We start from the raw sequence: 12,819 nt of genomic DNA, 5'->3' as shown, positions 1-12,819 counted from the left end.
GGACGCCACCATGCCGCCCGAGGTCGACGCAGCCCGCCTGGCCGAGGCGTCGATCGTGATCGCCGGTGCCGGTACCGCCGGCCGCTCGGCGGCCCGGTACCTCGTCGACATCGGCGCCCGGGTCACCGTCGCCGACACCCGCTTCGGACCCGACGGAGGCGACGGGGGCAATGGGGGCGACGACGACCTCGCCGGCCTCGGCGCCACCCTGGTGGCCATGTCCTCGCTGCTCGACGACGACGCCTGGCTCGCGGGCACCGACCTGGTCATCACCTCGCCCGGATTCTCGCCCGGTCACCCGCTGATGGTGATGGCGGCCGGCGCGGGTCTGCCGGTCTGGGGCGAGGTCGAACTCGCGTGGCGGGTCGACGCGGCAGGTCTGCTCGGCGCGCCCCGCACCTGGCTGGTGGTCACCGGCACCAATGGCAAGACCACCACCACGTCGATGCTGGCCGACATCGTCGCGACGGCCGGCCGCGCCGGGGCCGCCTGCGGCAACATCGGCCTGCCCGTCCTCGACGCCATGCGGTCCGAGCCCCGCGTCGAGGTGCTCTGTGCGGAACTGTCGTCGTTCCAGCTGCACTGGGCGCCGTCGGTCGTACCCGACGCCGGCGTGGTGCTCAACGTCGCCGAGGATCATCTGGACTGGCACGGCTCGTTCGACGCATACGCGCAGGCCAAGACCCGGGCGCTGAGCGGCCCGATCGGTGTGGTGGGGCTCGACGACCCGGTCGCCGCCCACCTGCCGGTGACCGGCCGGCGGGTCGGTTTCACCCTCGGCACACCCGCCGCCGGTCAGCTCGGCGTCGTAAACGGCCAGCTCGCCGACCGCGCGTTCGGACCCGACGACGCACCGCGCGTCATCGTCGAGGCCGACGCGATCAGCCCGCCCGGACCGTCCGGCCTCGCCGACGCCCTGGCCGCATCCGCCCTCGCGCTGGCGATCGGGATCTCGCCCGACGACACGGCCACCGCGTTGCGGGCCTTCTCGCCGGGCGCCCACCGGGGAGACGTCGTCGCGGAGGCGGACGGCGTCGCCTACGTCGACGACTCCAAGGCCACCAACCCGCATGCCGCCCAGGCCGCGATCCTCGGTCACCGCCGCGTGGTCCTGATCGCCGGTGGGCTGCTCAAGGGTGCCGAGGTGGACGGATTGTTCGGGGCGATCGGTGATCGGCTCGCCGGAGTCGTCGCGATCGGCGCCGACCGGCAGCAGATCGTCGACGCGATCGCGCGACACGCCCCAGAAGTCCCAAGCGTCACAGTATTCACAGGGGACGATGGGCGCGTGACTGTTGAGGGCGCGAGCACGATCCCGGATCCACCCGTCGAGCCGGCGGATGCGTCCGGCGAACCGACGGGGAGTTCCGACGACGCGGCGGTGGCCGTGATGAATCGGGCGGTCGCGATCGCCGCACACCTCGCCCGCACCGCGACCGACCGTCCGGACGCCGTGCTGCTGGCGCCCGCGGCGGCGTCGCTGGACATGTTCGCGGGCTACGGCCGCCGCGGCGACGCGTTCGCCGCGGCCGCCCGTGCCCTGCCCGGAGCGGTCGACACCCGGTCACCGCGATGAGCGCGAACGTCACCGAACGTCGCCGAACCCGAGCGTCGTCGACGAAACATTCTGCTGCCCAAAATGATTCGGGAGACAGGCGCGCGCTCGGTGCGTGGCCGTCGGCCGTCGCGGAGGCGGTCCGCAGCCTGCTGGCCCGGCCGCTCGCGTCGTATCACCTGGTGTTGACCATCGCGGTGCTGCTCACCGTGTTCGGTCTGATCATGGTGCTCTCCGCCTCGTCGGTGGAGGGCTACAGCAAGGACGGCTCGGCGTACGGACTGTTCGCCACCCAGGTGATCTTCGCGCTGCTCGGCCTGTTCGTCTTCTACGTGACCCTGCGCGTCCCGGTGCGGGTGATCCGGCGGGTGGCGGCGCCGTTGATGGTGATCACCACCGTCCTGCTGGCGCTGGTGCTCATCCCCGGCATCGGCACCCTGAGTCAGGGCGCGCGGCGCTGGTTCGTCATCGGCGGTCTGTCGGTACAGCCGTCGGAGCTGGTCAAGGTCGCGCTCTGCGTCTGGGGTGCCCACCTGCTGGCGTCGCGGCGCCGCGAACACGCATCGCTCAAGGAACTGCTGATCCCGCTGCTGCCGGTCGCGCTGCTGATCTGCGTGCTCATCATCCTGGAACCGAACCTGTCGACGACGATCACCATCGCGATCATCGTCGGCGCGCTGCTGTGGTTCGCGGGTCTGCCGGTGAAGGTGTTCCTGGGGTTCGCGATCGGCGGCGCCGCGATCGCGGTCGTCCTGTCGCTGGCCGAGGGCTACCGGTCGCAGCGCGTGATGAGCTTCCTCGGCAACATCGACGACCCGCAGGGCGCCGGCTATCAGGCCCGGCAGGCCACCTACGCGCTGGCCAACGGCGGCGTGTTCGGCGTCGGCCTGGGTCAGTCCCGGGCCAAATGGAATTACCTGCCGAATGCGCACAACGACTTCATCTTCGCCATCATCGGCGAGGAACTCGGGCTCGTCGGTGGTCTGCTGGTGGTGCTGTTGTTCGCCTTCCTCGCCTTCATCGGGTTCCGGATCGCGGTCCGCTCGACCGATCCGTTCCTGCGGCTGATGACCGCCACCATCACCGTGCTGATCACCGCCCAGGCCTTCATCAACATCGGCTACGTCATCGGGCTGCTGCCCGTCACCGGTATCCAGCTGCCGTTGCTGTCCGCCGGTGGCACCTCGACGCTGACCGTCCTCGCCATGCTCGGCCTGCTGGCCAACGCCGCACGGCACGAGCCCGAGGCGGTGGCCGCCCTGGCCGGCGGCGACCGCGGTCGTATCGGCCGGCTCCTGCGGATACCGGCTCCGGTGCCGTATCGGCCGCCACGTGCCGATGCGGTGCGGGACCGCCTCGACAAGCGGCAACCCGATCGGGCAGCCGCGCGGCCCCGATGGTTCCGGTTCGGACGCTCGGGCACCCCACCCGTGCCACCATCGCGGGCGGCCCGACCGGGCCCGGAATCGCGATCGTCGTCCCGATCGGCGGCGGCGGGCCGGGCGGCGCGCCCCGCACCGGTCCGGGTCGACTACCGTACGGGGTACTCCGGATCGGCCGCCCGGCCATCGGGCGGCGTCGCGCGCCCGGCGACCGGCTGGCGGCCCCCGCAGCGTCCGGAGTGGACCAGGCGGTGACCGCCGATCGATTCGGGTGCACGGATGCGCGCCCGGTCGAGTCGGGCGATGCGAATCGGGAAACGGAGTAGGGCAGCGGTGAGTGACGAGCGAGGTCGGTCCGGATCGGACCGACCGTTGTCGGTGGTGGTCGCCGGAGGCGGGACCGCCGGACACATCGAACCCGCGCTGGCCGTGGCGGACGCGGTGACCCTGCTCGACCCCGAGGCCCGGGTGACCGCACTGGGCACCACCCGGGGCCTCGAGATGACCCTGGTTCCCGAGCGCGGCTACTCCCTCGAGCTGATCCCGCCGGTACCGCTGCCCCGGAAGCTGAGCCTGGATCTGCTCAAGACCCCGGCGCGGCTGGCCGGCGCGGTCTCTTCCGCGCGGTCGGTGCTCTCCGCGGTCGGCGCCGACGTGGTGATCGGGTTCGGTGGCTACGTCGCGGTACCCGCCTACCTCGCGGCGCAAACCCACCTGCGTGGCCGCAAGCGCGTGCCGATCGTGATCCACGAGGCCAACGCGAGCGCCGGCATCGCCAACAAGGTCGGCGCCCGGTTCGCCGACCGGGTCATGGCGGCCGTACCCGGGTCCGGACTCGACGCGGACGTCGTCGGGATCCCCGTCCGCGGCGTGATCGCCGAGCTCGACCGCACGGCGCTGCGAGCCCAGGCCCGCCACTATTTCGGACTCGACGAGGATGCGCCGACACTGCTCGTGTTCGGCGGATCCCAAGGCGCCCAACGCCTCAACGAGGCCGTCGCGGGCGCGGCCGGTGCCCTCGGCGCGGCCGGGATCGGCGTCTTGCACGCGTATGGACCGAAGAACAGCATCGACCCGGTGTCGCCTGCCGGGGCGCCGCCCTATCGCGGTGTCGGCTATCTCAAACGCATGGATCTGGCCTACGCCGCCGCCGACCTGGTGGTGTGCCGGGCGGGTGCGATGACCGTCGCGGAGATCTCGGCCACGGGTCTGCCGGCGGTGTACGTCCCGCTGCCGCACGGCAACGGCGAGCAGCGGCTCAACGCGCTGCCGGTCGTCGAGGCCGGCGGCGGGATCCTCGTCGACGACGCCGATCTCACGCCGGAATGGGTGGGGCGCGAGATCCCCGCACTGCTCGGCGACCGCGACCGGCTCGCCGCGATGTCGACGGCCGCCATCGGCTCTGGCCACCGGGACGCGGCGGCCACCGTCGCCCGTCTGGCCCTCGATCTCGCGGCACAACACCGGGCGGGAACCTATCGTCGTCGGCTTCGCGCAGCGTTTCGTTCACCACGATCACAGGCGCAGCAGTGACAATTGACACCGCACGCAGAGATCGGGAGGTGAGGCGATGAACGGCGGATCGAACGCGCGGCACATCGGCGAGCTGCCCGAACAGCTTCGCCGGGTCCACATGGTGGGCATCGGCGGTGCGGGCATGAGTGGACTGGCCCGCATCCTGCTCGCTCGTGGCGGTCAGGTGTCGGGGTCCGACGCCAAGAACAGTCGCGGCATCCTCGCCCTGCGCACCCGGGGGGCCCGGATCCAGGTCGGTCACGACCCGTCGGCGCTCGACCAGATTCCCGGCGGGCCGTCGGTGGTGGTCACCACGCACGCCGCGATCCCCAAGACCAACCCGGAACTCGTCGCCGCACGTTCCCGCGGCATCCCGATCCTGCTCCGGCCGCACGTGCTGGCCGACCTCATGACCGGCTACCGCACCGTGCTGGTGGCCGGCACCCACGGCAAGACCTCGACCACCTCCATCGCCGTGGTCGCGCTGCAGCACTGCGGCATGGACCCGTCGTTCGCCGTCGGCGGCGAACTCAACGAGTCGGGTACCAACGCGCATCACGGCAGCGGCGAGGTCTTCGTCGCCGAGGCCGACGAGAGCGACGGTTCGCTGCTCGAGTACACCCCCGATGTCGTCGTCGTCACCAACGTCGAGGTCGACCACCTCGACTTCTTCGGCACCCGCGAGGCTTACGTCGCGGTGTTCGACGACTTCGCCGACCGGATCGCGGCCGGCGGCTCACTGATCGTCTGTCTCGACGACGAGGGCTCGGCCGCCCTGGCCGGGCGGTGTCGGCCGCGGCTGGCCGAGCGCGGGATCGAGGTCCTCGGATACGGCGAAGGCCGTTTCGCGCATCTCGCGCCGGACGTCAACCACGTCGCCACCCTGGTGTCGTGGGCGGCGCGCGGTGCCGGCGGAACCGCGCGGGTGCGGTTCGCCGCGCCGATCTCCGATCCGGCGGCCGAATACCCTCTGACGCTCACCCTGCCGGGAAAGCACATGGCGCTCAACGCGATCGGGGCAGCCATCGCCTGCGTCCGGGCGGGTGGCCCGCTGCCAGGAGTCCTCGCCGGGGTCGCGGCGTTCGGCGGTGTGCACCGCCGGTTCGAGTTCCGGGGCCACGCCGACGGCGTGGACGTCTACGACGACTACGCGCATCACCCGACCGAGGTGCGGGCCGTGCTCACCGCCGCGCGCCTGGCCGTCGAGAGTGCGGTCCCCGAGAGCGCGAGCCCCGAGAGCACCGCCCCGGAGAGCGTCGTGCCCGGGTCGCCGACGTCCGGTCCCGGTCGGGTGGTGGCGGTGTTCCAGCCCCACCTGTATTCGCGCACCCAGGATTTCGCCGACGAGTTCGCCGCGGCCCTCGACCTCGCCGACCAGGTGGTGCTCGCCGACGTGTACGGGGCGCGTGAGCAACCGGTCCCGGGTGTCAGCGGGGCGACCATCGCCGACCGGGTGACCGTTCCGGTGACCTTCCAGCCCGACCTGTCCGCGCTGGCCGCGACGGTGGCCGGCCTCGCGCGACCCGGAGATCTCGTGCTCACCCTCGGGGCCGGTGACATCACCATGCAGGGGCCCGAGATCCTCGCCGCATTGGCGCGGCGGTCGGCGCCCGAGACCTCGGACGCGTCGGGGCGTCCGTCGTGAACGCCCGCGCCGCACGCCGCCGCAGCGGCCGCAAACTGCTGCTCGGCACCCTCGCCGTGATCGCCGTCGTCGTCGGTCTCGTTCTCGTCGCCTACCTCAGTCCGCTGATGTCGGTGCGGTCCACCGACGTCAACGCGACCCGCGCGATGTCGCGCGACGACGTCGTCGCCGCCGCCGCGGTGCCGACGGGCACGCCGCTGTTGCAGGTCGACACCCGGGCGGTCGCGCAGCGGGTGGCGGCCATCCCGTCGGTCGAATCGGTTCGCGTGCAGCGCAGCTATCCGTCGGCGCTGACCATCACGGTCGTCGAGCGCACCCCGGTCGTGAAGATCACCGACGGCGCCAAGGTGCACATCCTCGATCGCACCGGGGTCGCCTACCTGACGTTCGACGCCGGACACCTGCCCAAGGAGATGGCGGCGCTGCCCGAGTTCTCCACGCCCAATCCCGGGCCCGGGGATCCGACCACCACGGCGACCGTCAGGGCGGTGGCCGAACTGCCGCCGGAGATCACGCGGCAACTCGTGAAGGTGACGGCCTCATCGCCGGTCGACATCGAGTTCACCCTCAAGGGCAACAAGACAGTTGTGTGGGGCGACAGCGCCCGCGGGGCCGAAAAAGCCCGCACTCTGAACGCGCTGCTGTCCCGCGACGCCAGCATGTACAACGTGTCGAGCCCCGAATTCCCTGCATATCGGTAGTCGGCGCGCGGAATTCGCCCGGCGCGGCAGAAAGTCGCCGCCAAACTTCGCGACACGCCGCGCAGTTGCTGGCACGGCGGGCAGTCGATGCCTAGCGTTCTCCCCAGCATCCATCTACTTGACATAACTCTAAATCTATGGTTTAGGTTTAGGGTTTTCCATCGAAACGAGGAAGGCGGGGACATGACGCCACCGCACAACTACCTGGCCGTGATCAAGGTCGTCGGCATCGGCGGCGGCGGCGTCAACGCCGTCAACCGGATGATCGAGCAGGGTCTGAAAGGTGTTGAGTTCATTGCGATCAACACCGACGCGCAGGCGCTGCTGATGTCCGACGCCGACGTCAAACTCGACGTCGGCCGCGACTCGACCCGCGGCCTCGGTGCCGGCGCCGACCCCGAGGTCGGCCGTCGTGCCGCCGAGGACGCCCGCGACGAGATCGAGGAACTCCTCAAGGGCGCGGACATGGTCTTCGTCACCGCGGGCGAGGGCGGCGGCACCGGCACCGGCGGTGCTCCGGTCGTCGCATCCATCGCCCGTAAGCTCGGCGCGCTGACGGTGGGTGTCGTGACCCGCCCGTTCTCCTTCGAGGGCAAGCGCCGCGGCAACCAGGCCGAGCAGGGCATCACCGCGTTGCGCGAGTCCTGCGACACGCTGATCGTCATCCCCAACGACCGGCTGCTGCAGCTCGGCGACGCCCAGGTCAGCCTCATGGACGCGTTCCGCAGCGCCGACGAGGTGCTCCTCAACGGTGTCCAGGGCATCACCGACCTGATCACCACCCCGGGCCTGATCAACGTCGACTTCGCCGACGTCAAGGGTGTGATGAGTGACGCCGGCTCGGCGTTGATGGGCATCGGTTCGTCGCGCGGGGAGGACCGCGCGAAGAAGGCCGCGGAGTCCGCCATCAACTCGCCCCTGCTCGAGGCGTCGATGGAAGGCGCACGGGGCGTGCTGATCTCGATCGCCGGTGGCAGCGACCTCGGTCTGTTCGAGATCCACAACGCGGCGACCCAGGTGCAGGAGGCGGCCCACGAGGACGCCAACATCATCTTCGGCACCGTGATCGACGACAACCTCGGCGACGAGGTCCGCGTGACCGTCATCGCCGCCGGATTCGACGGCGGCGCACCGCGCAAGCGCGTCGAGGTGCCCACCGTGGCGCAGAAGTCGGCGTCGGTGAGCGCCGGACAGGCCGGTGCCGCACCCGCGGCCGCACCCAAGAACGATCCGTTGTTCGGCAAGATGCCCGAGGGTGCCGGCGATCCGTTCGCCGACCGCCAGCAGGAGGCGCCGCGCCGCAACAACGTCACCCTCGACGACGACGACGTCGACGTGCCGTCGTTCATGAAGCGCTGAGCCCGGCCATGCGGGTCCGCCGTGTCGTCACCAGTCGATCCGGCGGCGTCTCGCGGCCCCCGTACGACTCGTTCAACCTCGGCGACCACGTCGGCGATGATCCGAAGGCCGTCGCCGACAACCGTGCCCGGCTCGCCGAGCAGATCGGCCTGCCGCCCGGGCGGGTCGTGTGGATGGAACAGATCCACAGCCGCAACGTCACCGTCGTCACCGAACCCGTCACCGAGCCCGTACCGGCCACCGATGCGCTGGTCACCACGGTGGGGGACCTCGCGCTCGCGGTGCTGTCCGCCGACTGCGTCCCCGTCCTGCTCAGCGACGACGAGGCCGGGATCGTCGCGGGCGTGCACGCGGGCCGCGTCGGCGCCCGGATCGGCATCGTCCCCGCCACCCTGCGCGCGATGATCGAGCTCGGGGCGCGCCCGGAGCGGATCGGGGCGCTGCTCGGGCCGGCCGCGAGCGGGGCGAACTACGAGGTGCCGCCGCACATGCAGCGCGACGTCGAGGAGCATCTGCCCGGCAGCGCGTGCGTGACGGCCAAGGGCACAACGGGTCTCGATCTGCGTAAGGGCCTAGAGCGGCAGTTGCTCGCCGCCGGGGTGGCGGCGGTCGCCGTCGACCCGCGCTGCACCGTCGACGACCCCGACCTGTTCAGTCATCGCCGCGGCGCACCGACCGGCCGGCTGGCATCGCTGATCTGGATCGATTCCGCCGGGGATGGTGATGGCTGATCTAGACGCGCGGACTCGCGAACTCGCGCAAGCACTTTCGGCGGTACGTCATCGTCTCGACGACGCCGTGGCCGCAGCCGGGCGGACCCCGGGCGAGGTCGAACTCCTCGTCGTCACCAAGTTCTTCCCGGCGGCCGACGTCGCGCGGCTGATCGGGCTGGGGGAGCGGGCGTTCGGTGAATCCCGCGAACCCGAGGCGAGTCGCAAGATCGCGGAACTCGCCGCCGACGGCATCGTCGCCGAGTCCGGCGCGGTCTTCGACATGATCGGCTCGGTGCAGTCCAAGAAGGCGAAAACCGTTGCGACATGGGCACGTACCGTGCACTCGGTGGATCGCGACAAGGTGGTCGACGCGTTGTCGCGCGGGGCCGTGGCCGCCCGCGACGACGGTGCCCGCACCGACGACGTCGGAGTGCTCCTGCAGGTCAGTCTCGACGGTGACCCGACACGCGGAGGGGTCGAGGAGACGGACCTGGGCGCGCTGGCCGAGCACGTGGCGCAGTCGCCGGGACTCCACCTGCGTGGCCTGATGGTCATCGCGCCGCTCGACGGGTCCGCCGAGCGGTGGATGGTGCGCACCGCGCAGGTGCGGGAGCGATTCCTCACGGACCACCCGGGAGCGCGGGAGTTGTCGGCCGGCATGTCCGACGACCTGGAATTCGCTGTCGCACACGGTTCGACATGCGTGCGTGTCGGTACCGCGATCATGGGCCCCCGACCGTTAATCTCTCAGTAATCACATTGGTCACATCAGAACCAACGAAAACACGAATAACCACAAGCACCACCACTGTTTGCTCCCCGGCAGCGTTGGACGACAGAGAGGCCAGCTATGACCACGATGCAGAAGTTCAAGGCATATTTCGGCATGGTGCCTCCGAGTGAGTACGAAGACGACTACCTCGAGGAGCCGGGCGCCCGTGGTGCTCGTGGCTACCGGGACGACTACTACGGCGAGGGCTCCTACCGGGAAGGGCCGCGCGACGCCGACTACGCCTACGTCGACGATCGCCGCTACCCCGGCGAGTTCGAGGCGCCCGCCACCTACCCCGCGCACCCCTACGAGGCCGTCGGCTACGAGCCGATGCCGGAATACGCCTACGCCGGTGGTCGGCACACGGGCGAGCCGGGACGTCCGGTGCAGCGCCTCGAGCCGCTGCAGCGCGGTGCCGCGATGCGGCCGACCGGCGTGGTGCGCGCGGTGCCGGCCGCCGACCAGAGGGAGCTGGAAACCGTGTTCGCCGACAGTCCGCTGCACAAGATCACCACGCTGCGACCCTCCGACTACGGCGAGGCCCGCACGATCGGTGAACGATTCCGGGACGGCAACCCGGTCATCATGGACCTCGTCGACATGAGCAACGACGACGCCAAGCGTCTCGTCGACTTCGCCGCCGGGCTGGCTTTCGCGCTGCGTGGTTCTTTCGACAAGGTGGCCACCAAGGTGTTCCTGCTGTCCCCGGCCGATGTCGACGTCTCGCCCGAGGATCGCCGCAAGATCGCCGAGACCGGCTTCTACAACCACAGCTGACCCGGCGGTTCGCGGACTGTCGCACGTCTCAGGCACTCTTGACACGTGACAATCGTGTTCCAGGTTCTCTATTACCTGCTGTTCATCTACTGGCTGCTGTTGCTCGCCCGGCTCGTCGTCGAGCTGGTGCGCAGCTTCGCCCGTGAATGGCGTCCCACCGGCGTGGCCGTGGTGATCATCGAGGTCGTGTTCACCGCCACCGACCCACCGATCCGCGCGCTGCGGCGCATACTGCCCCCGATTCCGTTGGGTCCCGTGCGCCTCGATCTCTCCTTGATGATCGTGATGATCGTCGTGCTGATCGCGATGCAGATCACCAGTTCACTGAGCCGAAGCTCGGCCGCGGCGTTCGTCGGGCTCGCCTGACAACGGCGTCCGTCGTCCGACATCACCGAACCGACATCACCGAACCCCATGCGCGGACCGATAAGGTGAAGTGTCATGATCGGGTGACTGTTACATCTCAGGACCGCAACGGCACGGCGTGTCGAACGGTTCTCATGTGACAGGATTTGACGCCAGTTACCAGTTGGGCTGGTATGAATAAACAGTGACAGCTTGCAGCCTGTACTGTGCGGACTGCAATCGACGCCAACCGAACATCATCGAGCTCGATCGACTACATGAGGGGAACCGACATGCGGCTGACACCAGCTGATGTGCACAACGTCGCGTTCAGCAAACCGCCTATCGGTAAACGCGGCTACAACGAGGACGAGGTCGACCAGTTCCTCGATTTCGTGGAGGCCGAACTGGCCCGGCTCATCGAAGAGAACGATGATCTCAAGCAGCGGGTCTCCGAACTCGAGGGCGAGCTGGGCGAGGCGAAGTCGGGTTCGTCCGCCGAGGACACGTCAGACGCCGATGAGCGCACGCAGGTCTTCGCCACCGCGCCGGTCGCCGAGGCACCCGCCGCCGCGCCCGCGGCGGCAGCCGCCCTCGGACCCGTCGACGAGGATGCCGCCAGCACCCGCGCGGCACGAGTGTTGGCACTGGCCCAGGACACCGCCGACCGGTTGATCGAGACCTCGCGCCAGGAAGCCGAGTCGCTCGTCTCGGACGCCCGGACCCGTGCGGACGCGATGGTGTCGGAAGCGCAGTCCAAGTCGGATGCCCTGCTCACCGATTCGCGACAGCGGTCCGAGGCGATCCTCGCCGATTCCCAGACCCGGTCGGAGGCCCAGGTGCGGCAGGCCCAGGAGCGGGCCGACGCACTGCAGAGCGACGCCGAGCGCAAGCACAGCGAGATCATGGGCACCATCAACCAGCAGCGGACCGTGCTCGAGGGCCGCATCGAACAGCTCAAGACCTTCGAACGCGAGTACCGGACCCGCCTGAAGACTTACCTGGAGTCCCAGCTCGAGGAGTTGCAGCAGCGTGGCAGTGCGGCCCCGGTCGAGAACGGTCGTGCGGAGTCGTTCTCGTCGGACCCCGGCAACGGCGGTTACACCAGCTACTCGCCCAGCTAGTCGGGCGAACAGCGAGGACTACTCGTGCTGACGCTCGCCCTGGCGGCAACACTCGTCGGGTTCGTGCTCCTGGTGCTCGGCCTGATCACCGGCACCCTCTGGCTGGCCATCGCCTGCATCGTGGTGTGCCTGATCGGTCTGGCGTTCCTGATCGCCGACATTCTCCGCGGCGGTCGGCGCCGTAAGGAGCGCACACTCGCCGACTTCGTCGGCACGGGTTCGTCGTCGAACCCGGCGACCGGCGACGCGTCGGCCCCCGGGCAGACCGCGACGACGGGTGCCGCGGGCGCCGCGGCAGCGCTGGGAGCCCGCCACGGTCGGCACGAGGCGCCCGAACCCGAGGCCGCCGACGCTCCGTCCGAGCCGGTGCAGACCGCGGACGCCGACGTTCCCGATGCCGGCGCCGACGACACCCCCCTGACGCCGGCGACGACGACCGGAGAGTTCCGCGCCGCGGACGGCACCCTCGACGACTATCTGCGATCGGTCGGTGCCGACGTCGAGGCCCCCGAGGGCACCCCGCCGGAGCATGCGGAATCAGCGGAGCCCGACGCCACCGACCAGACCAGCCACGGCGACAGCTCTCCGGGCGAGGCATCCGACGACCGTTCGTCGACCCAGAGGTTCGATCCGCTCGACCCGAACTGGCGTCCGCCCGTCGACTGAGTGCGGCCCGATCCCGGGTCGCCGGAGAAATCGATTGGTCCCGATCACCCGTGCGCGGCTACACTCGATGCTGCGTTGATCCGGCCATCACCGGGGAGCACCCGGAAGAACGGGGCGGTGTGCGCGAGCACCGATGCCCTCAGTAGAACCGGGCGGGAGCGGCCCGTCACAGCCGTGGGTGCGCGGTCACGGCCGCGAACCGACGAGAGGCGCCGGTCACCGGCGCAAGCGGGGTGGTACCGCGCGGATCGAGGTGGTCGTCGAG

Annotated in this window: 12 protein-coding genes; all 12 read left to right on the top strand. The window is 70.2% G+C overall.

The annotated features are described in order from the left end of the window. The first annotated feature begins 10 nt into the window (after positions 1–10). The 12 genes from murD to ACWDTI_RS05935 all read left to right on the top strand — a co-directional run bounded on the left by murD (position 11) and on the right by ACWDTI_RS05935 (position 12,554). Positions 11–1,576, top strand: a complete 1,566-nt coding sequence (gene murD / locus ACWDTI_RS05990; RefSeq protein WP_449737129.1) for a UDP-N-acetylmuramoyl-L-alanine--D-glutamate ligase — start codon at positions 11–13, stop codon at positions 1,574–1,576. Next, positions 1,573–3,192 carry a putative lipid II flippase FtsW gene (ftsW, locus tag ACWDTI_RS05985; RefSeq protein WP_449737128.1) on the top strand — a complete coding sequence of 540 codons (1,620 nt, stop codon included), beginning with the start codon at positions 1,573–1,575 and terminating at the stop codon, positions 3,190–3,192. Before murD ends, ftsW begins: the two co-directional genes overlap by 4 nt. 48 nt (positions 3,193–3,240) lie before the next feature. Further along, positions 3,241–4,470, top strand: a complete 1,230-nt coding sequence (murG, locus tag ACWDTI_RS05980) for an undecaprenyldiphospho-muramoylpentapeptide beta-N-acetylglucosaminyltransferase (RefSeq protein WP_449737127.1) — start codon at positions 3,241–3,243, stop codon at positions 4,468–4,470. A gap of 37 nt (positions 4,471–4,507) precedes the next feature. Next, positions 4,508–6,097 (top strand): UDP-N-acetylmuramate--L-alanine ligase, encoded by a 1,590-nt coding sequence (gene murC, locus ACWDTI_RS05975; RefSeq protein WP_449737126.1) that lies wholly within the window; start codon positions 4,508–4,510, stop codon positions 6,095–6,097. Continuing rightward, positions 6,094–6,798 (top strand): cell division protein FtsQ/DivIB, encoded by a 705-nt coding sequence (locus ACWDTI_RS05970; RefSeq protein WP_449737125.1) that lies wholly within the window; start codon positions 6,094–6,096, stop codon positions 6,796–6,798. Before murC ends, ACWDTI_RS05970 begins: the two co-directional genes overlap by 4 nt. A 183-nt stretch (positions 6,799–6,981) precedes the next feature. Further along, entirely contained in the window at positions 6,982–8,157 is a 1,176-nt protein-coding gene (ftsZ, locus tag ACWDTI_RS05965; protein WP_449737124.1) for a cell division protein FtsZ, read from the top strand. An 8-nt stretch (positions 8,158–8,165) separates the two neighbouring features. Beyond that, positions 8,166–8,888, top strand: coding sequence for a peptidoglycan editing factor PgeF (pgeF, locus tag ACWDTI_RS05960; protein ID WP_449737123.1), 723 nt, complete (start codon positions 8,166–8,168; stop codon positions 8,886–8,888). Beyond that, the gene (locus tag ACWDTI_RS05955; RefSeq protein ID WP_449737122.1) at positions 8,881–9,624 is read left to right on the top strand and encodes a YggS family pyridoxal phosphate-dependent enzyme; all 744 of its coding nucleotides are present in this window, start codon (positions 8,881–8,883) and stop codon (positions 9,622–9,624) included. Before pgeF ends, ACWDTI_RS05955 begins: the two co-directional genes overlap by 8 nt. Before the next feature lie 96 nt (positions 9,625–9,720). After that, positions 9,721–10,419 (top strand): cell division protein SepF, encoded by a 699-nt coding sequence (locus ACWDTI_RS05950; RefSeq protein WP_449737121.1) that lies wholly within the window; start codon positions 9,721–9,723, stop codon positions 10,417–10,419. A gap of 45 nt (positions 10,420–10,464) precedes the next feature. Further along, positions 10,465–10,785 carry a YggT family protein gene (locus ACWDTI_RS05945; protein WP_449737120.1) on the top strand — a complete coding sequence of 107 codons (321 nt, stop codon included), beginning with the start codon at positions 10,465–10,467 and terminating at the stop codon, positions 10,783–10,785. A 272-nt stretch (positions 10,786–11,057) separates the two neighbouring features. Beyond that, complete coding sequence (gene wag31, locus ACWDTI_RS05940) at positions 11,058–11,888, top strand: DivIVA-like cell division protein Wag31 (RefSeq protein ID WP_449737119.1); 831 nt, start codon at positions 11,058–11,060, stop codon at positions 11,886–11,888. 24 nt (positions 11,889–11,912) lie between these two features. After that, complete coding sequence (locus ACWDTI_RS05935) at positions 11,913–12,554, top strand: hypothetical protein (protein ID WP_449737118.1); 642 nt, start codon at positions 11,913–11,915, stop codon at positions 12,552–12,554. Positions 12,555–12,819 lie beyond the last annotated feature (265 nt).

The organism is Gordonia sp. NPDC003424, from assembly GCF_053588655.1.
Note: the sequence above shows the minus strand (reverse complement) of the source record. Positions and strands in the feature narration are given on the sequence as shown.

Coding starts and splice junctions, on each gene's coding strand:
- murC (WP_449737126.1), top strand. CDS start 4,508: ATGAACGGCGGATCGAACGCGCGGCACATCGGCGAGCTGCCCGAACAG.
- wag31 (WP_449737119.1), top strand. CDS start 11,058: ATGCGGCTGACACCAGCTGATGTGCACAACGTCGCGTTCAGCAAACCG.
- ACWDTI_RS05955 (WP_449737122.1), top strand. CDS start 8,881: ATGGCTGATCTAGACGCGCGGACTCGCGAACTCGCGCAAGCACTTTCG.
- murG (WP_449737127.1), top strand. CDS start 3,241: ATGCGAATCGGGAAACGGAGTAGGGCAGCGGTGAGTGACGAGCGAGGT.
- murD (WP_449737129.1), top strand. CDS start 11: ATGCCGCCCGAGGTCGACGCAGCCCGCCTGGCCGAGGCGTCGATCGTG.
- ftsW (WP_449737128.1), top strand. CDS start 1,573: ATGAGCGCGAACGTCACCGAACGTCGCCGAACCCGAGCGTCGTCGACG.
- ftsZ (WP_449737124.1), top strand. CDS start 6,982: ATGACGCCACCGCACAACTACCTGGCCGTGATCAAGGTCGTCGGCATC.
- ACWDTI_RS05950 (WP_449737121.1), top strand. CDS start 9,721: ATGACCACGATGCAGAAGTTCAAGGCATATTTCGGCATGGTGCCTCCG.
- pgeF (WP_449737123.1), top strand. CDS start 8,166: ATGCGGGTCCGCCGTGTCGTCACCAGTCGATCCGGCGGCGTCTCGCGG.